Below are 21606 nucleotides of genomic sequence, written 5' to 3'. Positions count from 1 at the left end.
TGCTGGTTCACGGTCTGTGTCAGGGAAGCTCGGTGATGCGGAGGAGTGTTGCTGCGGGAGGGCAGAACAGCCGTATCGGAGCGTAGCGGGAGGTACCCAGCCCCTCGGATACGTGGAGGTACATCGGCCCGAACCTGCTGAGTCCCTTGGCGCGCTCGGGATTGATGCCGCAGTTGGTGACGATGGGGTGACCTCCGGGGAGGCAGATCTGGCCGCCGTGGGTATGACCGCACAGAGCGAGATGGTAGCCATCATCGGCGAAGCGCCGGAGAATTCGGGGTTCCGGGGCGTGTGACAGTGCGAGTGCGAGATCACAGTCCCGGTGTGGCGGACCCGCTATCGTGTCGTAATTGTCGAGATCGTGGTGCGGATCGTCGACACCTGCGGCGGCGATCCGCACATGCCCGGCCTTGAACTCTCTCCGGGCGTGGGTTGCGTCGAGCCATCCGTGTTCGATGAAGGCGGCACGCATTCCCCGCCACGGCAGTTCCACGTCACTGACCGGACGCCTCCGGTTGGCGAGGTAGCCGAGTGGGTTGACCGGGCGGGGGGCCCAGTAGTCGTTGCTCCCGAACACGAAAAGCCCGGGCCGCTCCATCAGCGGGCTGAGTGCCCGGAGCACGTCAGGAACGGATTTTGGGTCCCCGAGATTGTCCCCGGTGTTGACCACCAGGTCTGGATCCGTATCCACGAGGGTGTTCACCCATGCGCTTTTCGCCTCCTGGCCGGGGAGCATGTGTAAGTCGCTGATGTGCAGAATCCGGAAGTCACTGCCGCCGCGCAGTGTACCGGGCGGCAGTACCGGGACCGTGACCTCGTGGAGCCGGAAGTTCACCAGTTCCTGGGTTCCCCAGGCGGCGAGGGCGGCCCCACCCGCGGCGGCTGTACCAGCGGCGGTGAGGGTGTATCGGAGGATGAGGTTCGTGTTCAGTTGCACCCGTCCAGCGTATCGTGGACGGCATGAGTGAGTTGACTGATGCCGTCCGTGCAGACCTGACCGCAGCCATGAAGTCGCGTGATGAAGACACCAAGCGTACGTTGCGTAGTCTTCTCGCGGCGATCCAGACCGAGGCTGTCTCAGGTGCCAAACATGAGGTCGGGGACGAGGACGTTCTCCGGTTGATAGCCAGGGAGATCAAGAAGCGTCGCGAGTCCGCGGAGATCTACCGGGAGGCCGGGCGCACGGAACTCGCCGACGCAGAGGAGACCGAGGCCGAGATCCTGTCGCGCTACCAACCTGCGCAACTCGATGATTCGGAACTCACGAAGGTTGTTGACGCTGCCGTTGCAGAAGTCGAAGCAGGAACCGGGGTCCCGGTCACGATGAAACAGATGGGGCAGGTCATGAAAGCAGCCCAGGCTGCAGCGGCGGGACGAGCAGACGGGAAACGGCTCTCCGCTGCGGTCAGGGAGCGGCTGCAGCGGGCCTGACTACGTTCAGAATCCGTTTTCCCGGAGAAGATTGTTGAGTGCGTTCTGCAGGCTCTCCACGGTCTCCCCGGGATCGGGCGCTTGTCGACGGTCGCGTGGCTGGGACTCGGGCGCCGGAACCGAGGGGACGGAGACAGGGCGGGACCCATCGGATAGCTGCAGGATGACCTCGCCACCCTCGAACAGGGGTTCCTGTGCGGGAACCACGTTGACGGCACGCCCGAGCGGTATCCCATTTCCTGGTACATACTGCGTCCGGATTGCGTAGCCCTCGGCGGTGATCTTCTTCCGTGCGTCATCCTCACTCAGGCCGGATACCTGCGGGAGGTCGGCGACGGCGGTGCCTTGTCGGTAGCGGCCGTCGACCATGCCGAGTCCTCCGCCAGTTGCGGCGGGGATCTGGGAAGCCGCACTAAACCAGGTGCGGGCAGCCTCCATACCACCGTAAAGATCCCCGTTTGGGCACTGGCGTAGTGGGGAAGTACACAGTGGGGAGATCGTGGTTCCGTCGTTGTAGATGTAGGGTGCTGCGGCGAAACCACTGTTCAGTCCCATGAAGGCGGCGGACTGGTGAGATTCGGTCGTGCCGGTCTTCGCAGCAGTGGGCGCCGACCATCCAGCCGCCCGGGCGGCATCGGCCGCTGTACCAGAGATGACGTCCTGCGAGAGACCGTCCTCGAGTGCGTACGCGATGCCTTGGTCAAGGACGCGTTCGCACTCCGGTTGATCCAGAGCGATTTCTTTACCGTGACGGTCGGTGACGCGCACGATTGGGTTCGGCTCACACCAAACGCCGCCGGAGGCGATTGTCGCTGCGACATTGGACAGCTCGAGTGGGTTGACCGCGGTAGGGCCGAGAGTGAAGGAACCCAGGTTCTTGTCCTTCATGTACTCCGCGATGGAGGACTCACCATCGAAGCTCCCCGGGTCCGTGTAGTCCCGGAGACCCAGTTTCACCGCCATGTCGACGGTGGGTTTCACCCCAACCGTCTCAATGAGCTTCACGAACGTCGTGTTGGGGGAGTGGGCGAGTGCATCCTTGAGGGTCATCTTCGGTTTGTAAACCCCGGCGTTTTCGACGCAGTAGGTGTTCGGTGGGCAGTTCTGCGCACCACCGGTACCGAGATTCCTAGCTTCGTAGCGGGTGGGAACATCGAGGACCGTGTCCACGCCGATACCCTTTTCGAGTGCCGCAGCCGCAGTGAAGATCTTGAACACAGAGCCAGCACCGCTACCCACACGGGTCGAGGTCTGCGGGAGCACGGTCTCTCCGGCCTCCAGGTTCAGGCCGTAGTTTCGGGAGGACACCATGGCGCGGATGGGTCGGTCATTCTCCCCGGGCTCGATGACATCCATCACACCGGCGACACCGTCGGCCATGGGATTGACCTGGCTAACGACCGCACTGTGTGTGATGTCCTGGATGTTGGGGTCCAGGGTGGTCTCCACCCGGTATGCCCCCTTCTCGAGTTCATCGAGGCTGATGCCCTTCTCTGCTAGATAGCGAAGGACATGATCGCAGAAGAAACCTCGGTTTCCTGCGGCTATGCATCCGCGGGGCAGCTCGTTGGGTTTCGGGAGTACGCCGAGGGGTTGCTGCTTAATTTCCGCTGCCCCCTCCGGGGTGATCGCCCCAGTCGCGACCATCGTGTCCAGGACGGTGTTTCGCCGCAGAGTTACGCCCTCCTCATTGGTGTATGGGTTGAGGATGGACGACGACTGGACGATGCCCGCGAGCATCGCGGACTGTGCGACGTTGAGGTCACTGGCGGGGATTCCAAAGTAGGTCTGGGCGGCTGCCTCGATACCGTAGGCACCGTTTCCGAAGGGGACGATGTTGAGGTAGCGCGTGAGTATCTCGTCCTTGGTCAGGAGCTGCTCCAGATCGGAGGCCATGCGCATCTCGCGGAGCTTGCGTGCGTAGCTGGTTTCGGTGGCAGCGGCCTGTTCCGCCGCATCCTCGGCGTCGACAAGCAGCAGATAATTCTTCACATACTGCTGGTCGAGTGTGGATGCGCCCTGTTGCACGGACCCGGAGAAGATGTTGGTGACCATGGCCCGGATGGTTCCCTGCCAGTCGACGCCCTCGTGCTCGTAGAAACGACGATCCTCAACACTGACGATCGCCTGCTTCATTGAGGGGGCGATCTGGTCACCGTTGACTTCGAAACGACGCTGTTTATACAGCCACGCCATGTGGTTACCGTGGGCATCCACCATTTCGGTCACGCCGGGAGCCTCGCCATTGGTCAGGTCAGCGAGGTTGGATTCCATCGCCTCCTGCGTCCGGGCAACGGCAAGCCCGGAGACTCCGGCAACCGGGGCGACGACGGCTGCGCCGAGGACTCCGACGGCCACGATTGCGCCGACGGTCTTGGAGAGGGATTTCACGAGAGACACCCTTTTACCTTACGTAACAATTGCGCGCCCGTGGAAAAGTCCACTCCACCCACCGATGTGACGCATTCGACATCGGGTGTGCAGTGTGAATACACTTACATGCGTCAGTAAAGGCATGCAGTAGGAGAGATCAGCGATGACCGCATCACTTATCCAGGATCCGCGCACGAACCCCTACTTCGCCGGCGGCACAGGCACCGCACCGAACGTCTCCACCTCCCCGAGTCGCGGTGACTGGGTCACCCGGGCCAAGTGCCGCGAAGGCGACCCGGATGCTCTGTTCGTCCGCGGCGCCGCACAGCGGAAGGCCGCAGTGATCTGCCGCCGCTGCCCGGTTCTCACGGAATGTCGCGCCGATGCCCTGGACAACCGAGTTGAATTCGGTGTCTGGGGTGGGCTGACGGAACGCCAGCGCCGGGCCCTCTTGCGTAAGAACCCGCACATCAGTAACTGGGCCGAGTATCTCGCCTCCGGTGGTGAATTGGTCGGCATCTAGCCATAGCCCGTATCGACGTTATCGGCATCTGCGCCCAAAGCCCGGTCAGCGTCCCGGATTTCAGGTGCACTCGCCGAGAGAGACTGCGCGAACTCCGATCCGTGCGCGGATCGTGGTGCTTTCCCCTGCGATGCCCGTCGCCTACAGTGTGAGGCATGACTAAAACCACCTGGGAATATGCCACTGTTCCACTGCTCACGCACGCCACCAAGCAAATCCTCGACACCTGGGGCGAGGATGGCTGGGAACTCGTCACCGTTGTCCCGGGGCCGAACCCGGAGAACGTCGTCGCCTACATGAAGCGCCCGAAGGACTGATATGGGGAACTCACAACGTCTGCAGGAACTCGGAATCACTCTCCCCTCAGTCGCGGCTCCCGCAGGGTCCTACCAGCCGGCGATTCGGGTGGGTGACCAGGTGTGGACCTCTGGTCAACTTCCCATCGTCGACGGCGCACTTGTCGCGACCGGCAAGGTGGGCGTGGATGTCAGCGTCGACGACGCCGCGCACCTGGCGCGCACCTGCGCCCTCAACGCACTCGCCGCCGTCGACTCCCTCGTCGGCATCGACAATGTGTCCCGCGTACTGAAGGTCACAGGTTTCGTAGCCTCCGCCGAAGGATTCACCGCGCAGGCTGCGGTTCTCAATGGTGCCTCTGACACCCTCGCCGAGATCTTCGGGGACGCCGGACGCCACGCTCGCTCCGCCGTCGGGGTGTATGAGCTGCCTCTCGGTTCGCCGGTTGAGGTGGAGATTGTGGTGGAAATCAAGGAGTAACACCGTGCATGGACGCCGTTGGCGGTTAAGCTAGTGGGCATGGAGCACCCCGCTTACAGCCAGCTGCGTCCGGTCACACCGTCAGCTGCAGTTGTCCTCAGCCCGAACCCGTCCTACGCCTCCCTGGAGGGAACAAACTCCTGGGTAATCCGAGCTGAGGGCGATCCACGGAGCATCGTCATCGACCCGGGGCCGGAGGACGAGGGCCACCTCAACGTCCTCAACAGCAAAGCCAGTGAGGTCGCACTGATCCTGATCACCCACCGGCACCACGACCACGCCGACTCCACCGGCCGGTTCCGCCAGCTCACCGGCGCACCCGTCCGAGCCTTCGATAAGACGTACTGCCGGGAAGGCGCTCCGTTGGAGGACGGCGAGATCCTCGCCATTGACGGCGTGACCCCGCAGGTTGAGGTCCGGCACACCCCGGGGCACACTTCCGATTCCGCCTGCTTCTTCATCTGGAGCGGCGTTCCCCACGAGTCCACTCTCGAAGGTATCGTCACCGGTGACACCATCGCCGGTCGGCACACCACCATGATCTCCGAGACCGACGGCGACCTGGGCCTCTACCTCGACACCCTCCACATGCTGGAGAAGGAGGGCGACGGCATCCACCTGCTACCCGCCCATGGCCCTGATCTGCCGAACACCGCGCAGATGGCCCGCAAGTACATCGACCGCCGTGAGCAGCGTCTCCGCCAGGTCCGCGAAGTGCGCGCCCGCCTCGGCAGGGATGTTCCGCTGAAAACCATCGTCGACGAGATCTACACCGATGTAGACCCGGTCCTCCGGGGCGCAGCCGAGCAGTCGACCCGCGTCACCCTGCGGTACCTGGAAGCCAACGGCGAGTAGACCACCCCATGCGAGAAGCCCCGTTCGCCTTCCGTGTCGGGAAGAGAACGGGGCTCTCTCAGATCAAGGAATAGGGTTTTCCTAGCGTGCTCGCTTGGCAAGGTGCTCGGTGTCGCAGATCAGGACGCTCTTGCCTTCGAGGCGGATCCAGCCGCGGTGTGCGAACGTGGCCAGGGCTTTGTTCACGGTTTCGCGGGAGGCGCCGACGAGTTGGGCGATCTCTTCCTGGGTGAGGTCGTGGTTGACCCGCAGTGCCCCGCCCTCCTGGGTGCCGAAGCGGTTCGCGAGTTGCAGCAGGGTCTTGGCCACTCGGCCGGGCACATCGGTGAAGATGAGGTCGGCGAGGGAGGCGTTTGTCCGGCGGAGGCGGCGGGCCAGTACCCGGAGAAGCTGCTCGGAGATCTCCGGGTGGTCGCTGATCCACTTGCGGAGCATCTCGGAGTTCATCGTTGCGGCCTGAACCTCGGTGACGCACACGGCCGAAGAGGTGCGGGGGCCGGGATCGAAGATGGAGAGTTCACCGAACATGTCCGAGGGGCCCATGACGGTGAGGAGGTTCTCACGCCCATCCGCGGCGTGCCGGGCGAGTTTCACCTTGCCGGAGGTGATGATGTAGAGCCGGTCCCCGGGCTCACCCTCGTCGAAGATCGTGGTGCCGCGCGGGTAGCGCACCGTATCAAGTTCCTGGATGAGGTTGGTGACGGCGACGGGATCGACGCCCTGAAAGATACCTGCGCGGGACAGAATCTCCTGTACGGCTTCCACTCGTTTCTCCTAATCAGATGAAGCAGGTCCGCATGTAAGGGACAGGCTGGGTCCGCAGATTCTCCAGCTCACTTACTTCGCCCGTGGGCATGTGACGGAAAAACTTGTGCGGTAGAAATATAACGCTGTTCCCCAACACTCTACTATGTTTTATGTCACGAACGCACGCCTTGTGTGACCGTTTCGAACCCCCGTGGTAGTCCCCGGAGTGTTTCCCCGCGTTCGTGTGTCGCTGACCATCAACCAACCCTGCTGCAGTCGGTGCATTGTGCCGCTACTCGGTGAAGACCTCCACGGGTGCAGCGGTGGTGCATCGTGTGGAATAAGCCTCGAAGCGTTCCATCTGCATCGCGAACACGGCGAGAACCATGGGAACGAGAATTACGGCGATGAGGGTCATATTTCCATAGTCTAGCCCCCTTCAGGGTTTCACGGCATCGGATTTCGGAGTTGTCCCGAAACCCGACGTCGAAGGACGTTCCGGTGTCCGTCCTACTGCCGACTACAGTGGTTGTCATGTCAGCCTCTCCCTCCACACTCACCAGCCGGAACCGCCCCCGGGTGGAATCGCACCCGGCAGCTTCCGGTCGGGAGACGCCGCTCGGGCGCACACGTCGGGCCCGAAGAATTAACCGGACTCTCGCCGTCGGCTACCCGGAAGCTCGCTGCGACCTCGACTTCTCATCCCCCCTCGAACTTCTCGTCGCCACCGTACTCAGTGCCCAGACCACTGATGTCCGGGTCAACCAGGTAACTCCCGCGCTCTTCGCCGCTTATCCCACCGCCGTGGACTACGCCCACGCGGAGCAGGAGGGGATTGAGGAGATCATCCGGCCGACAGGTTTCTTCCGGGCCAAGTCCCGGAGCCTCATCGGTATCGGCCGAGCCCTCGTCGACGATCACGGCGGAGAAGTCCCCGATAGCTTGAAAGGACTCGTGAAACTCCCCGGAGTCGGCCGAAAAACCGCGAACGTCGTCCTCGGCGACGCCTTCGGCGTCCCGGGGATCACTGTCGACACGCATCTCGGTCGGCTCTCCCGCAGAATGGGCCTGACACTCAACGACGATCCGGTCAAGGTGGAACGTGACTTGTGCGAACTCATCGAACGCCGCGAGTGGACGATCTTTTCGCACCGCATGATCTGGCATGGTCGTCGCGTCTGTCACTCCCGAAAACCTGCCTGCGGAGCCTGCTTCCTGGCGGCTGACTGCCCCTCTTTCGGCGCTGCAGGCCCCACGGAACCCGCCGAAGCTGCCCGCCTGATAACCAGCGACGACCGTGAACACCTCCTCGAACTCGCGGGAGTGGTTGCATGAACCGGAGTCTCGGTTGGGGTATCGCCGCTGCCCTCGTGTTCACTGTTCTTGTCATCCTCGCTGTGCCCGCGATGCTCCGTGCCGTCAACGAAGACTCCCCTGAACCCGGCACCCACCCGGTGCCGGTGGAGAGCGCCGTGGACCGGACATCCGTTCTCCCCGATAGTGCAGAGGGGCGCCCAGACTGTCCCGGCCCTGCCGTCGCCGGAGTGGAACTGGACTGCCTCGGGCACACTGCGGAGGCCCCCGCTGCCCGTCCCACGATCGCCGTCGTCTGGGCGTGGTGGTGTGCGCCCTGCCGCGAGGAGATGCCGCTCTTCGACAGTTTCGCGGAACAGCACCCGGAGTACACCGTGGTCGCGGTCCATGCGGATGCAACCACGGAAGCAGGCCTCGACAAGCTCAACGACTGGGGCATTGGGTTGCCCAGTTACGCTGACCCCCACGGAATATTCGCGGGAACACTCGGATTACCCGGTGTCGTTCCGGTCACCGTGGTCACGGATGCTGATGGCGCGGTCCGTGGAACGTTCCCCCGGACGTTCACCAGTGTCGAGGAAATCCGTGCGGCAGTGGACGGAGCACTGTCATGACCGACCGTGACGCAGGAATCGGGCGGGGTGACAGACACACCGTCGTCGACCGGCCCGGTGAGAACACCGACCTACTGCCGCACGCTGCACCAGTGTGGATGCGCAGGCTCGTCGACAGTGTGACCTCGGGAGAACTGCACCGCCGCCTACCTGCATATTCCCGCTCAGGTGGTGACCGCGCCCGGCGCGCCGCCGTACTGATGCTCTTCTCCGGGACGGAAGTGTCCGCGGAACTTCCCAATGACGCCGGGATTCTCCTGACCCACCGCTCGTCGACGATGCGCTCCCATTCGGGACAGATAGCGTTCCCCGGTGGCAGGGTTGACCCCGGAGACGCTAACGCCGTCGACTGCGCACTCCGTGAAGCGTGGGAGGAAACTGGCCTCGACCGCACCAGCACCACACCACTCGCCCAGCTCGATGATGTGCACATTCGTGCATCTGGGTATCCGGTGCACCCGATCGTCGCCTACTGGCACACCCGTACACCGGTCGGAGTGGTCAGCCCCGATGAGGCAGACGAGGTGTTCGAGGTTCCTCTCATGCACCTCACGGACCCGGCGAACAGACTCACCGTCGGCTGGAACAACTGGCGTGGAACAGCGTTCACCATCGATGGTTTCCTCATCTGGGGATTCACCGCCGGACTGCTCGACGCCGCATTCCATCAGGCTGGCTGGGAACGCCCCTGGGATCGCGACACGGTGCACAACCTCCACGACGCCCTCGCACGCTCGCGCAATAATGAAGGGCTGCTGTAACTCGCGGCCAGAATATGATCCCGGACCGCCCCACCCCGCCCAAGGGACAAAGTAAGGAAGATCCAACGAAGTGACAGAGTCCCCGCAGCTTATTGTCGACGGCATACTCGTCACCGCCGTGCTCCTTTCTTTCTGGGGGGGCTGGCGGCAGGGAGCGTTTGCCTCGGTACTGTCCACTGTCGGAGTGCTTGCAGGTCTGATCTGCGGCGCAGCACTCGCGCCTGCTGTGATGAGCTACACCGACTCGACCGCACTCCGATACCTTTACGCCCTCGGTACCGTCCTCGCCCTCGTCGCTTTCGGCAACCTCATCGGTGGAGTCACGGGTTCTGGGCTCCGCGAATCTGTCCGTTTTCGGCGCACCCTGATCATCGATTCCGTCATCGGGGCGATCTTCCAGGCGTTAGCCACCCTTATCGTCACCTGGCTCGTCGCCAGTACCCTCGCAAGTGGGATCACCGGACCCATAGCGCGGGGAATCCGCAATTCAGTGGTGCTCGGGATTGTCGACAAGTCCACCCCGGACGTACTGGACACCCTGCCCGACAAAATTTCCGCGATGCTCAACGACACCGGACTCCCGCCTATGGTCTCCCCCTTCGACGGCAGGGTCAAACACGTGGATGCGCCAGCCCCGGAAGTCAGTGACCCCGCCCTTGTCGAGGCACTGCGCCCCAGCGTCATCCATGTGCTCGGCGACGCCCACCAGTGCCGTCGTCGGCTCATGGGTTCCGGTTTCGTCGCTGCCCCCGATCTCGTCATCACCAACGCACATGTCGTCGCTGGGACAGATGAGGTGCTCCTCGACACCGTACTCGGCGTCAAGGAAGCCCGTGTCGTCCTCTACGATCCCGAGGAGGACATCGCGGTTCTCCGCGCCGAAAACCTCGACCTACCTGCACTGAAATGGGCACCTGAACCAGCACCCAGCGGTGTGGAAGCCATCGTCATGGGCTATCCCGAGTCCGGTCCCTTCGAGGCTGCGCCCGCCCGGATTCGTGAACGCCTTACCATCAACGGCCCCGACATTTACGCCACCGGACGTGTCGAACGTGAGGCGTACACGGTGCGCGGCACGATCCGTCAGGGTAACTCGGGGGGCCCCATGGTCAATGATCGGGGAGAGGTCCTCGGAGTCGTCTTCGGCGCAGCCACCGAGAACACCGATGTGGGGTACACCCTTACTGCGGATGAGGTGCAGGGCAGGATCGGCGACATCACTCAGCTCACCGAACCGGTGGACACCCGAGAATGCGTGGTCCGCTGATCCGGGCGGTCACCGCCGGGGGAGTTGATCAGCGAGGAAACCTGTGGCGAGTCTCGTGAAAGTCTTCGGGTCCTCGATATGGGGGAGGTTCTTGGTCCCGGGGACGGTTGTCTGAACCCAGTGCCCGACTGAACGGCGAGCGTTCCGCGCGGCGAGAGCCCGCCAGGTACTGTTCGCCCCACTGATCCAGAGCACAGGAGCCTCAACCTTCGTGGAGACCCACTTGGCGGGAAGCTGCGCCGTCTCAAGTCGGGCGTTCCGCATCATCGCAGGCCCCGCGTTATCGATTCTGGCGGCCTGAATCCGAAGTTCCAGGTAATCAGCGAAGCGACTGGTTCGATGGAAGGGAACCGCCGTGTTCGTTGCCAGGTCGAGGCGCGCCAGCTTCACGGGATCCGGAGCCAACCGTGCAGGGAGACGTACTGCCAATGCGCGGGTCAGCGGAACAGTGTGCTGCCAAAATCGCGCGGCGATGACGCGGTTCATCTCGATAGGGTGGGAAGCCGACACGGAGATGAGTGCATTGACGCACTGTGGATAGTTCGCTGCCAGCGTCCATGCGACCGCTCCGCCGGTACCGGAACCGATGACGATGGCGCCGGAATCACCGAGGGCGTCGATCACATCGGAGATGTCACCCACGGCGTAGCGCAACTCATACTCCCGGGGAGGTTTGTCAGACATGCCGTATCCGCGCATGTCGACGGCTGCGACGCGGAAACCGGCGGCAGCCAGCGGCTCCATCACCTCCCGGTAATCGAACCAGCCGCCGAACGCACCGTGCAGGAGCACGATCAATGGTGCGGTGGGATGACCGATCGTCGCCACATGGAAGCGCATGCCGCGAGCATAGACACGCTCGTGGCTCCACGGACCGTCGAGAGCGACGACGGACGGCGGATTCGGTTTTCCCTTCTTGCGGAACAAGCGTTTCACATCCTTTCCGTGGGAGCCGTGAAACGGGGCAGAATGACAAGCCCGCCCCGGCGTAAGACGTCGGGGCGGGGCGAAGGAGAGAGACAGACAAACAGTGTGTCTTAGGTAAGCATGCCTTTGCGGGATGACGTCTCGAGCTTCTTCTCGGCCTGACCGGGAACCAGGGTCTTGAGTTTCTGGACCGAATCAATGGTCTTCTTCGGGGCACCGACCTTCTTCACCTTCTTGTATCCGATGAAGGCGACCACGGCGGCGAGGACGACCATGAACAGGAATACGATGAGGAAAGCGGCCCAGCGGTCCAGCCAGGTGGCGAGCAGTTCTGCCAGGAAGAAGAAAAAGAAGAAAGAACTGTAAAGAGCGATGGTACCGGCGACCGCAAACATGCCGCCACCGACGGCACCCTTCTTGGCTTCCTGCGCTAGCTCGGTCTTGGCGAGCTCAATTTCACCACGGATCAGAGTGGACATCTGCGCGGTGGCATCAGAGACCAGGTCGCCGATGGAACCCTGGCCGGCTGCACGGGTATCGACATCGGACAGAGGGATGCTGCTCACTTTGGGGGTGAATGAGTCTTTTCCGTCTGTGAAAAGGCCATCGGAGTTGCTCACGGTAGGTTGTCCTCCACGTGGGTGAAATATGGTGTGTGCGACAGTACTGATTGAGAGTACGGGATGAACACTGCGGGGGCACTGTCAGTTCAATACAGTCAATCGTGCCATGAACACGGGCTTTGTGCGAACCGCAGGAGCTATGGAGTGCTCGGATCTGCCGGGGCAGGAGCCCCGAACGGTCGATGTGCTGACTGCGGGGAACACCCTGAAGGACGGTTACCCTGGTGCCGTGAAACCCAGACGAGATCCACTGGCACCACTGCGGGACCTGCCCGGAGTGTCGGAATCCGCTTCTCAAGCCCGAGCGGCACTCGCCGCCGTGCACCGCAGACCGGTCAATCTACGTCGTCCGGAGATCACCGGTGCAGAATCCGTATTGCGAGGGGCGCGTGCAGGAGCAATGATCGACCGGGCCACGGGCGAAGACCCGGAGATCCTCACCCGTGCACTGGACGTCTACAGCATCCTGGCCCCTGACCTCGTTCAGGAAACCGCACGCGTGTTCTTGCGTTCTCCGCTGCAAGTGCTGGCGCGAATGGACGTACTCGCGGGTGGCACCGGGCGTCCCGTCAGGGCCTCAGCCGAACTGGCGGTGCTGGCAACCACCGTGACCGCCGGTGCAGATCCGGATCTCCTGCCCGGGGTCATGCACGGCCAGATACTCTCTACCGTCCCATTCGGTGAACGTAGTGGTGTCATTGCGCGGGCCATATCCCGACTGGCTGCCGTGGCCGGCGGTTTTGATCCGCGGGGTCTGGCGGTGCCTGAGCCCTGGCTCAACCGTCACCGAGCGGAATACCTGGCTGCCGGAAAGGAGTTCGGTACGGGAGCAATCGGAGTGGGACGATTCCTTGATCTGCATCTGCGCTCGTATGTGGCGGGGGCGGCGGAAGCGGAGGGGATCGCCGCTCTTCTGTGAGTGGTGCAGGCGGCACACCCGTCATCAGGTTGCGGATCAGGCGCGGGCACGCCGGGCGAGCCAGAAGCCTCCCACCGTCACAGCGGCGATTCCCGCGGCGATGCCCGTACCAATCCCGACATCGCGGCTGCTCGGCATCTGGAACAGTGGCTCCGGGTTCTTGAACGTCCGAATTTCCCAGCCGCGCTGCAGTGCTGTCTTCTTCAGCGGCCGGTCAGGGTTGACGGCGACGGCGGTACCCACGGCCTCAAGCATCGGAATGTCGGTGGCGGAGTCTGAGTAGGCGAAGCTGCGGTCCAGATTGTAGGAGTGTTCGCGGGCAAGGTCGAGGAGCGCCTGCCGTTTGGCGGCACCCTTACAGTAGAAGAGGACTTCTCCCGTGAATTTTCCGTGTTCCGTACCCAGTCGCGTCGTGACGATGCGGTGGACTCCCAGTTCCCGTGCGATCGGTTCGACCAGTTCAGCGGCGGATGCGGAGATAATGATCACGTCATGTCCGCGCGCTCGGTGCTGTTCTATGAGTGCGCGTGCCTCAGCGTAGATCGCTGGGGTCACCACTGAATGAAGTGTCTCTTCGACGATGCCGCGGACCTGTTCGACATCCCATCCCGCGACCATCGACGCCAGGTGATCCCGAGTGGAGTCCATCTGTTCGGATGAATGCCCGGCGAGCATGTACGTGGACTGCGCCAGAGTCATCTTGAGGGCTTCTGCGGGGGTGATCAAGCCGTTGTTCATGAACTCGCGGCCATACGCATAGGCGGATGATCTGGCGATCACTGTCTTGTCCAGATCGAAGAATGCCGCCACTGGTGCAGTGGTGACGTCCTGGGTCGGGAGCTGTTCAGACACGGGAACCAGTGTAGCTTCATTCCCCGGTGAAAACCCACAGGTGGCATGAAGCTTGTGGGGCTGGTGTGAATCAATGTGGTTAATGGGGTGCTCCTTTCGCGGCCCGGCCCTCGCGGTTCGGTGCCGCGGTCTCTGGCTCGTATATCGGTGGAGGGCGTGATGCGGTTACATGCATGAGTCCATGCACGGGGGGATTGTTGAACCTGTCGAATGTCTATGACATAATTGCCACTGCTGGGCCCCGATATACTGTGCGGCCCGCCCCGGTCACACCCCCCCGAGACCGGGTTACGACGGCCCGCGTAACACCCCCCCCGATACGCGGGCCGTCCCCATGTCCTCCCTATGTTCACGACCCGGGGATAGTCCACCGAGGCTGTTGAATTTTCCGGTTTCGGGATGGTTCTCCACAGCACAGTGGAACGCTCGTGCGACGGGATCATCGGATACGTGAGGCTCTGGTGTATGAGCACAGCGGACAAACCCATCCTCGTCGCGGTCACGGACCCGGTTCTCCATCCTGAGGCCATCCACGTGGCCACTGTCACTGGTCGTCCGGTCATCGATATGCCCGACCCCGAGGAGGTCAACCGACACGCCCGTCGGGCACACGCAGTCCTCGTGGATTCTGATGGTGCTGGTTGCTTCCGTTCCGGGGCCCGCCACCCGCACCTTTACCTCCTTGCAGCGGACCCGGGGCCGGTCGACTGGAGAACGGCGATGAGCTGTCATGCGGAGGCGGCTTTCGTGCTTCCCGCGCAGTCACCGGAACTGCTGGCGGCACTGGGGGATCAGACCACGACGGACACCCGTGGCAGAGTGCTCGGGATACTCGGTGCCGTTGGAGGGGCCGGTACCAGCACTCTCGCTGCGGCGGTTGCCCGCGAACTCGCTGACGATCGTCCACTTCTCATTGACGCTGTGGACAAGTCCGGCGGCCTGGATCTACTGCTCTGCATGGAGGACACACCCGGGGCCCGGTGGCCGGAGGTCACCCTGGGGCGTGGGCGTGTGGAACTCGATGATCTTCGCAATGCGCTTCCCCGAAGTGCTGATGGCATCACCGTCCTGTCCGCCGCCCGGAGCAGGATCACCGACCCCTTCACCTTGGATTCCGGAACACTGGCTGCGGCACTGACCTGCGTCCGATCGGGTTCCGGCACTGCCGTGCTCGACCTACCCGCCGGAGCCCGTGGCGCCGACCTCGCCGTCGAGTGCTGCGACCTCGTGATACTCCTGGTACCGGCGGAGGTTCGGGCGGTGGCTGCCGCAGCTTCACTTACCGCGAAATTCGCGGCGCGGAAGACACCGGTGTGCACTGTGCTCCGGCACCGGGGATGGTCCGGCATCGACGTTGCGGAAATGGAACGTCTCACGGCGACGGACTGTCTCGCGGAACTCGGACAGATCGCGGGCCTGGCTAAGTCATGTGAGATACACGGGCTCCCGATGAGACCGCCGAAGGCTCTGGCGGTTGTTGCTCGTGCCGCCGTCGCCGAATTCCGGGATCTGTGATGACACGCAGAGAATCCCTCGTGGAGCGGGTACGTCGGCGCCTTGCCGAGGAATCCAGTCACGCGGGAGCCATTCTGGATCAGCGCCACACAGCCCAGGTCATCCGGCAGGAAGCCGGCGTGATCAGTGACGTCGAGGTACTCGAGGTGCTCCGTCAACTGCGGTACGACTCCACGGGCGCTGGGCCACTCGAACCTGTGCTCTCGGTGGAAGGTGTCACTGATGTCGTGGTCAATGGCCCCGACGAAGTCTGGTACGACAGTGGCGAAGGCATGCAGCGTGCGGAGAGCAGCTTCACCTCCGACGCGGAGGTCCGCCGTCTGGCGACACGGCTCGCGGCTCTCTGCGGCAGGCGCCTCGATGACGCCCACCCGTTCGCTGACGGAAGGATGCACCGGGCTGACGGTACCGCGGTCCGGGTCCATGCACTACTTTCACCTCCCGCCGAGAACGGGACCTGCATCAGCCTTCGGGTACTGCGGCAGGCAACGATGCGCCTGGAGGCCCTTGCCGCAGGGGGAGCGATGCCCTCCGAAATCGCCGAACTGTTGCGATATGTGGTGCGTTCCCGGCACTCACTGCTGGTGGTCGGTGGGACAGGCTCCGGTAAAACCACGCTCCTATCAGCACTGCTCGCCGAGGTACCCCACCACGAACGTATTGTGTGCATCGAAGACACAGCGGAACTCCATCCGCCCCATCCTCATGTGGTCAACCTTGTGGCCCGCCCAGCGAACACCGAGGGGGCCGGTGAGATTACCATGTCCAGTCTGCTGCGGCAGGCACTGAGAATGCGTCCCGATCGGATCGTCGTGGGAGAGATTCGAGGTGCGGAAGTCGTTGATCTCCTAACCGCGCTAAACACCGGCCACGATGGAGGCGCGGGAACCGTACACGCGAACAGCCTGACCGAGGTGCCTGCACGATTTGAAGCGCTCGCGGCGCTCGGAGGTCTGCAGCGGACCGCACTGCATTCCCAGCTCACCGCGGCACTCCGGGTGGTGGTGTCAGTACACCGTTCCCCGGCCGGTGACCGACGGGTCCACCAGATCGGGGTCTTGCGTGACAATCCGATCAGGGTGTTACCGGTCTGGGATGCAGATGCAGGCGAACTAGCTGGTTTCGCTGACCTACGGGAGATGGTTTCCCGATGATTCCGCTCCTCATTCTGGCGGTCGCCTGTCTGTTCGGCCCACCCGCTCCGGGAACCCGGATCTCACGGGGTTGCCCCGTGAGATCCACCCGCGTCATGCCCGGTATCTTCCTCCTTGTCCTCGCTGTCCCCTTTGTCTTTCTCACACCGCTGACCGTCTCCCTGTCCCTGATTGTTGCGGTCATAACATGCACCTGGTGGGTCTTCAGTGCGCGACGATACCGGCAGCGGGCACGCGTCGCAGATGCCACCGCAGACATAATCAGTCGGCTCGTGGCCGATCTCCACGCCGGAACCGCCATGCCGGATGCCGTGAGATCCATATCAGAGAGTTTGGGGGAGCGCGGGCAAGTCCCGGCGTCGATCACGGAAGTGCTGTGTACCGCAGCCCGGCGTGCCGCCACGGGGTCGGGAGCGGCCATGACTCTAGCTGAGGCCGGTGATCTGCCTGATCTCGCCGCCGCCGGCCGGTTATGGGAACTATCCGAAAGTTACGGGATTCCCCTGGCCACGCTTCTTGACCAGGCGAGGAGCCGTACCGACGCTCGGATCCGTCACCGGAGTCGCACACAAGCCGCGCTCCAGGGGCCACAGGCGAGCGCCCTCGTGCTCACGCTCCTTCCTCCCTTCGGGATGCTGATGGGAATACTGATGGGGGCGCATCCGATCGAACTGCTGACCGGTGGTGGCGCCGGAGGTCTGCTGTTACTCGGTGGAGTGCTGCTCACCTGCGCGGGAATTGTCTCGTCGAGGATCATCGTTCTTCGTGCTGCAGGGGGTGCACCATGACAGATACGGCCCTCTGGGGCGCAGCGACGTTGCTCATTCTCGCCGCCGCCGCTCTCTGCGCACCACCTTCCCCGTTCCACCGGATTCGTGTGGCGACCGGACACGAACCCAAACAGCCTCGTGATCACCCAGCTCAGGCCTCGCCACTCGACGTCGCCGCAGACATTGAGTTGTTCGCAGCATGCACTGCCGCCGGACTCCCCACCGAAACAGTCATCACCGCAGTCGCTGCCGCCGCCGGTCCCACGACCGTGGACGCATGGCGGACAGCGGGGGCCCTGATCGCAGTCGGTGCACCCGGCGCTGATGCCTGGCAGGTGCTCACGAGAGTCCGGGGGCTCGATGAACTCGCGCGTATCGCCCTACACTCCGGGGAATCCGGAGCGACCGTATCCGCAGGATGTGAGCGCATTGCCCGTCGGTTACGCGAGGATGCCGCAGATGAAGCTGTAGGTGCGGCGGAACGTGCGGGAGTGCTTATCGCTTTGCCCCTGACCCTCTGTTTCCTGCCCGCGTTCATTCTCCTCGGGTTGGTCCCGATCGTGATCAGTCTCGGCGGTCAATTGCTCGGCTGAGGCCGGACATGGACCCCATCATCACCATCATCCAGAATCTCAGAAAGAAAAGTTGAGGAAAATACCATGACCCCTGAAACCACGCCCCCCACGCACTCCGCACACCCGGTTGCATCTGAGAGCCCGTACTCCGGGCCGACTGAGGTCGGCAAGGTGGCTACGCCCTTCCATTCGCTGTACAACGACGACGGCATGAGCACGATCGAATACGCCATGGGAAGCATCGCGGCAGCGGCGCTGGCTGCGGTGCTGTACACGGTGATCACGGGATCTGACGTCGTTGACGCGATCCGTGGCATCGTTCTCGATGCCCTGTCCGGCGGACCCGGTGCGTGATGCCGGAAACACCGACGCGCACGCACGAGCACGGATCGGTGACCATTGAGGCCGCCATCTCCATCAGTGCGCTGATCGTGTTCTGTGCCGTCATCGCAGCGGGCGTCGTGACTCTTTCGGCGCATGTCGCCGCAATCGATCTGGCGGGTGCCGTGGCCCGTGCACACGCGGTGGGAAAGGAGATCCACCCAGGCCCTGGAACCAGAATCGCCGTCACGGAGCATGCAGGGACAGTCACCGCAACAGTTTCCGTTCCCGCTCCGTTCGGGGTGGCCACGGCCAGAGCTTTCTATCCCGTGGAGTACCCCGGTGCGACAGAGTGAGAGAGGATCGACGACACTCATCGCCGCAACCGCCGCCGCCGCATTCATGGTGCTCGCGTTGATCGTGTTCGATGCCACCGGTGAACTTCTGGCCAGACACCGCGCATGGGTCTCTGCGGATCTCTCGGCCGTTACCGCGGCGACGGCACTGTGGTTCGGTGATGATCCGTGCGTCGCGGCTGCCGGGACCGCAGCGCTCAACGCGGGAGGAGAACTCCAGGAGTGCAATGTCGACGGAATGGATGTCACGGTACTTGTCGCGGTGTCGGGTGCGACGGGGCGTGCCCGGGCTGGTCCCCTGTGAGATCAGTGCCCGGAGAGCATCGTCACCATCGCCCCGAGTAGCTTCAGTGCGCCCTGTTTATCCAGTGGTGAGTTGCCGTTCCCGCATTTCGGGGACTGCACACACGAAGGACATCCGTCCTCGCACGGACAGGCACGGACCGCCTCGAAGGTGGCTGTGATCCACTCCCGGAAACGGGTGAAGCCACAGTCCGCGAACCCTGCGCCACCGGGATGCCCGTCATAGACAAAGACGGTGGGGAGACCGGTATCCGGGTGCAGCGCCGTGGAGACACCCCCGATGTCCCACCGGTCACATGTCGCGATCAGCGGCAGCATGCCGATCGCGGCGTGTTCTGCGGCGTGCAGGGTACCCGGGAGATCAGCCGGGGTAAGACCCATCGCAGCCAGTGTCGCCGGATCGATGGTGTAGGCGACCGCTCGTGTTTTCAATTGCTGCGCCGGATAATCGAGGGGAACCTGATCGAGCACTGTTCCGTCCATCAACCGCATGACATACCCGGTCACCTGCTCCGTCACCTCCACATCGACGTTCGCGACCCACAACCCCGGGAAAGGATTGTGCAGTTCCCCTTCGGTGGGATCCCCGGTGATGCGGATATCGGTGGTGCTCCGTGCGAAGGTCGTGTAATCGGGTATCTCCGTGTGGGCGAGGGCGAGGTGATCATCTAGCAGCAGGTCGTCCACGACGAAGGATTCGCCCTGGTGGAGATAGACCGCGCCGGGATGCACCTGGGACACCGCCCGTGTCGCGTCGACTGTCCCGAGTAGTCGACCGTCCTCTGAATCCACGATGGTGATCTCCCCATTTGCACCACCCCGAAGGGATACTGATGCGTGAGCGGTGTGTGGTTGCGGTACTCCTATTTCGTCATCGGTCAAGCGGTCTACCGCAAACCATCCTCGGGGGCGTTTCCGCAGAAACCCCTCCGTTGTCAACGTGTCGATGGTGTCGCGTATGGAGCTCGGGGAGCCTCCGGAGTGTGGCTCGAAAAGCTTGAGGTCCGCTTCCGTCAACGGAAACTCCACGGCCGCGCAGTAGAGGTGACCTCGTAGGACATAGGGGTTCGACGGGTCGAAGACGCTCTGCTCGATGGGGGATCCCAGCAGAGCTTCGGGGTGGTGCACCAGATACGTGTCCATCGGATCATCCCTGGCGATGAATACCACGATGGACTCCTGACCGCGTCTACCGGCACGACCGGCCTGCTGCCGGAATGATGCGACTGTCCCGGGGAATCCTGCGGTGATGACGGCATCGAGACCGCCGACGTCGATACCGAGTTCCAGTGCATTTGTGGAGGCGACCCCCAGGAGTGTGCCATCGTCCAACTGCCGCTCCAGTCGTCGCCGGTCTGCGGCGAGATATCCCGCCCGGTACGCCGCAATTCGCTCGGCCAGATCCCGACGCCCCATTTTGGAGAGTTCGTCGGCACAGCGTAGGGCAACTGCCTCCGCACCACGACGGGAATGCACGAAGGTCAGGGTCCGTGCCCCCTCTGATACCGAACTCGCCATGATCAGTGCGGCCTCTGCTGACGCGGCCCGTCGTGATGGGGGCGTGGGCGTATCATCCGGAGGAGCGATGAATCCGGGTTCCCAGAGCAGCACCGTCCTCGATCCCGTGGGTGCCCCGTCATCGGTCACGGTTTCCATGGGGAGGCCCACCAGTCTGCTCGCGTGGCCACCTGGGTCCGCGATGGTCGCCGATGTGAGGATGAACACCGGGGAACTGCCGTAGTGGGAGCAGATCCTGCGTAGTCTGCGGAGGACTAGGGCGACATTCGCCCCGAAGATGCCCCGGTAGGTGTGACATTCGTCGATGACCACGAAGGCCAGGTGTCGTAGAACCCGGGCCCATCGGGCATGGTTGGCCAGGATTGATGTGTGGCACATGTCCGGGTTGGTAAAGATCATGCGGCTGGTGTCCCGGATGTGGTGGCGGACCTCGTGTGGGGTGTCGCCGTCGTAGGGCGCGGGATGGATGCCGCCGAGTCCGTCGACGTTCCGGGATAGTCGGCTGGCGGTGGCGAGCTGATCGCTCCCCAGTGCTTTCGTTGGTGTGAGATAGAGCGCACATGCGACGGTGTCGGTGGCGAGCGTGGACAGGATCGGTAGGAGATAACCGAGGGACTTGCCCGATGAGGTGCCTGTGGAGACCACGACGTGGTGGCCTTCCCAGGCCAGCCGTGCGCACTGCTCCTGGTGGATGAACAGGCGCTGGATGTCTTCTTCCTCGGACAGGTGCCTCTGCAGTGGTGGGTGAACCCATTCCGGCCAATGGCCGTGTCGCGCGGGTCGTGGTGGGGTGGTGATGGAGAAGGTGCAGTGCGATTCGGGGAGCCGGGTAGCAAGAATTGCTCCTATTTCATCGCCTAATGTCCTGATGGCCGCCATCGCACTCCCTTTATTAATCCTTTTGACCTGCGAGAATAAACTAATTTCCGATTCAGACTATCGCTCAGCGCGCAAACATGACACACTGGTAATCGGTCGCAGATTTTCATGCGGGGTACTTCGGTACACGCAGAGGATAGTGTCACGGAACCCAGGTTTCATCCAACAGTTTCTTAGGATTCTGTTTGAAGCCTGTCAGGAGGTATCCGTGACGGCCCGGTGTTCTTCGTCA

25 protein-coding genes are annotated in these 21606 nt (G+C 63.1%); 17 read left to right on the top strand and 8 right to left on the bottom strand.

Annotation, left to right across the window (positions count from 1 at the left end; genetic code table 11):
- Positions 1-19: 19 nt before the first annotated feature.
- Positions 20-931 (bottom strand): metallophosphoesterase, encoded by a 912-nt coding sequence (locus QWU44_RS05500; protein WP_370914915.1) that lies wholly within the window; start codon positions 929-931, stop codon positions 20-22.
- A 29-nt stretch (positions 932-960) separates the two neighbouring features.
- Between QWU44_RS05500 and QWU44_RS05495 the strand changes: the two genes are divergently transcribed.
- Positions 961-1431 carry a GatB/YqeY domain-containing protein gene (locus QWU44_RS05495; protein WP_370914681.1) on the top strand — a complete coding sequence of 157 codons (471 nt, stop codon included), beginning with the start codon at positions 961-963 and terminating at the stop codon, positions 1429-1431.
- A 6-nt stretch (positions 1432-1437) separates the two neighbouring features.
- Here the strand turns inward: QWU44_RS05495 and QWU44_RS05490 are convergent, their stop codons facing one another.
- Complete coding sequence (locus QWU44_RS05490; protein WP_370914680.1) at positions 1438-3831, bottom strand: transglycosylase domain-containing protein; 2394 nt, start codon at positions 3829-3831, stop codon at positions 1438-1440.
- Positions 3832-3967: 136 nt separating this feature from the next.
- Here QWU44_RS05490 and QWU44_RS05485 point away from each other — a divergent pair, with 136 nt between their 5' ends.
- The 4 genes from QWU44_RS05485 to QWU44_RS05470 all read left to right on the top strand — a co-directional run bounded on the left by QWU44_RS05485 (position 3968) and on the right by QWU44_RS05470 (position 5959).
- Positions 3968-4327 (top strand): WhiB family transcriptional regulator, encoded by a 360-nt coding sequence (locus QWU44_RS05485; protein ID WP_370914679.1) that lies wholly within the window; start codon positions 3968-3970, stop codon positions 4325-4327.
- Between the two features lie 155 nt (positions 4328-4482).
- Positions 4483-4644 carry a hypothetical protein gene (locus QWU44_RS05480; protein WP_370914678.1) on the top strand — a complete coding sequence of 54 codons (162 nt, stop codon included), beginning with the start codon at positions 4483-4485 and terminating at the stop codon, positions 4642-4644.
- Position 4645: 1 nt separating this feature from the next.
- Positions 4646-5104, top strand: coding sequence for a RidA family protein (locus QWU44_RS05475; RefSeq protein WP_370914677.1), 459 nt, complete (start codon positions 4646-4648; stop codon positions 5102-5104).
- Positions 5105-5143: 39 nt separating this feature from the next.
- Entirely contained in the window at positions 5144-5959 is an 816-nt protein-coding gene (locus tag QWU44_RS05470; RefSeq protein ID WP_370914676.1) for an MBL fold metallo-hydrolase, read from the top strand.
- An 81-nt stretch (positions 5960-6040) separates the two neighbouring features.
- Here QWU44_RS05470 and glxR read toward each other — a convergent pair whose 3' ends face one another.
- Both glxR and QWU44_RS05460 read right to left on the bottom strand, forming a co-directional pair.
- The gene (gene glxR, locus QWU44_RS05465; RefSeq protein ID WP_370914675.1) at positions 6041-6724 is read right to left on the bottom strand and encodes a CRP-like cAMP-activated global transcriptional regulator GlxR; all 684 of its coding nucleotides are present in this window, start codon (positions 6722-6724) and stop codon (positions 6041-6043) included.
- 274 nt (positions 6725-6998) lie between these two features.
- A complete protein-coding gene (locus tag QWU44_RS05460) occupies positions 6999-7124 on the bottom strand; it encodes a hypothetical protein (protein ID WP_370914674.1) in 126 nt (41 codons plus the stop codon).
- 116 nt (positions 7125-7240) lie between these two features.
- On the opposite strand from QWU44_RS05460, the gene nth reads away from it, so the two are divergent.
- The 4 genes from nth to QWU44_RS05440 all read left to right on the top strand — a co-directional run bounded on the left by nth (position 7241) and on the right by QWU44_RS05440 (position 10662).
- Positions 7241-8041 carry an endonuclease III gene (nth, locus tag QWU44_RS05455; protein ID WP_370914673.1) on the top strand — a complete coding sequence of 267 codons (801 nt, stop codon included), beginning with the start codon at positions 7241-7243 and terminating at the stop codon, positions 8039-8041.
- Complete coding sequence (locus QWU44_RS05450) at positions 8038-8634, top strand: TlpA family protein disulfide reductase (protein WP_370914672.1); 597 nt, start codon at positions 8038-8040, stop codon at positions 8632-8634. Before nth ends, QWU44_RS05450 begins: the two co-directional genes overlap by 4 nt.
- A complete protein-coding gene (locus QWU44_RS05445) occupies positions 8631-9395 on the top strand; it encodes a CoA pyrophosphatase (RefSeq protein ID WP_370914671.1) in 765 nt (254 codons plus the stop codon). Before QWU44_RS05450 ends, QWU44_RS05445 begins: the two co-directional genes overlap by 4 nt.
- A gap of 70 nt (positions 9396-9465) precedes the next feature.
- Positions 9466-10662 carry a MarP family serine protease gene (locus QWU44_RS05440; protein WP_370914670.1) on the top strand — a complete coding sequence of 399 codons (1197 nt, stop codon included), beginning with the start codon at positions 9466-9468 and terminating at the stop codon, positions 10660-10662.
- 9 nt (positions 10663-10671) lie between these two features.
- Here the strand turns inward: QWU44_RS05440 and QWU44_RS05435 are convergent, their stop codons facing one another.
- Together QWU44_RS05435 and QWU44_RS05430 are read right to left on the bottom strand one after the other, a co-directional pair.
- The gene (locus QWU44_RS05435; RefSeq protein ID WP_370914669.1) at positions 10672-11589 is read right to left on the bottom strand and encodes an alpha/beta fold hydrolase; all 918 of its coding nucleotides are present in this window, start codon (positions 11587-11589) and stop codon (positions 10672-10674) included.
- A 110-nt stretch (positions 11590-11699) separates the two neighbouring features.
- A complete protein-coding gene (locus tag QWU44_RS05430; protein WP_370914668.1) occupies positions 11700-12209 on the bottom strand; it encodes a phage holin family protein in 510 nt (169 codons plus the stop codon).
- 109 nt (positions 12210-12318) lie between these two features.
- Between QWU44_RS05430 and QWU44_RS05425 the strand changes: the two genes are divergently transcribed.
- A complete protein-coding gene (locus tag QWU44_RS05425) occupies positions 12319-13131 on the top strand; it encodes a hypothetical protein (RefSeq protein WP_370914667.1) in 813 nt (270 codons plus the stop codon).
- A gap of 36 nt (positions 13132-13167) precedes the next feature.
- Here QWU44_RS05425 and QWU44_RS05420 read toward each other — a convergent pair whose 3' ends face one another.
- The gene (locus tag QWU44_RS05420; RefSeq protein WP_370914914.1) at positions 13168-13992 is read right to left on the bottom strand and encodes an HAD family hydrolase; all 825 of its coding nucleotides are present in this window, start codon (positions 13990-13992) and stop codon (positions 13168-13170) included.
- Between the two features lie 456 nt (positions 13993-14448).
- On the opposite strand from QWU44_RS05420, the gene ssd reads away from it, so the two are divergent.
- From ssd to QWU44_RS05385, 7 genes are all read left to right on the top strand, one after another.
- Complete coding sequence (ssd, locus tag QWU44_RS05415) at positions 14449-15498, top strand: septum site-determining protein Ssd (RefSeq protein WP_370914666.1); 1050 nt, start codon at positions 14449-14451, stop codon at positions 15496-15498.
- Complete coding sequence (locus QWU44_RS05410; RefSeq protein WP_370914665.1) at positions 15498-16652, top strand: TadA family conjugal transfer-associated ATPase; 1155 nt, start codon at positions 15498-15500, stop codon at positions 16650-16652. Before ssd ends, QWU44_RS05410 begins: the two co-directional genes overlap by 1 nt.
- Positions 16649-17440, top strand: a complete 792-nt coding sequence (locus QWU44_RS05405; protein ID WP_370914664.1) for a type II secretion system F family protein — start codon at positions 16649-16651, stop codon at positions 17438-17440. Before QWU44_RS05410 ends, QWU44_RS05405 begins: the two co-directional genes overlap by 4 nt.
- Complete coding sequence (locus QWU44_RS05400; protein WP_370914663.1) at positions 17437-18015, top strand: type II secretion system F family protein; 579 nt, start codon at positions 17437-17439, stop codon at positions 18013-18015. The genes QWU44_RS05405 and QWU44_RS05400 overlap by 4 nt, the downstream gene beginning before the upstream one ends.
- Before the next feature lie 153 nt (positions 18016-18168).
- A complete protein-coding gene (locus QWU44_RS05395; RefSeq protein ID WP_370914913.1) occupies positions 18169-18351 on the top strand; it encodes a DUF4244 domain-containing protein in 183 nt (60 codons plus the stop codon).
- Positions 18351-18674: a hypothetical protein gene (locus QWU44_RS05390; protein ID WP_370914662.1), complete on the top strand. Its 324-nt coding sequence runs from the start codon at positions 18351-18353 to the stop codon at positions 18672-18674. Before QWU44_RS05395 ends, QWU44_RS05390 begins: the two co-directional genes overlap by 1 nt.
- Complete coding sequence (locus QWU44_RS05385; protein ID WP_370914661.1) at positions 18661-18978, top strand: Rv3654c family TadE-like protein; 318 nt, start codon at positions 18661-18663, stop codon at positions 18976-18978. Before QWU44_RS05390 ends, QWU44_RS05385 begins: the two co-directional genes overlap by 14 nt.
- 2 nt (positions 18979-18980) lie before the next feature.
- On the opposite strand, the gene QWU44_RS05380 is transcribed toward QWU44_RS05385, so the two are convergent.
- Positions 18981-21374, bottom strand: a complete 2394-nt coding sequence (locus QWU44_RS05380; RefSeq protein ID WP_370914660.1) for a DEAD/DEAH box helicase — start codon at positions 21372-21374, stop codon at positions 18981-18983.
- Positions 21375-21606 lie beyond the last annotated feature (232 nt).

It is taken from the genome of Corynebacterium sp. CCM 9203 (assembly GCF_041357675.1).
Taxonomy (GTDB): domain Bacteria; phylum Actinomycetota; class Actinomycetes; order Mycobacteriales; family Mycobacteriaceae; genus Corynebacterium.
This window is presented reverse-complemented; position numbering and strand designations above follow the sequence as displayed.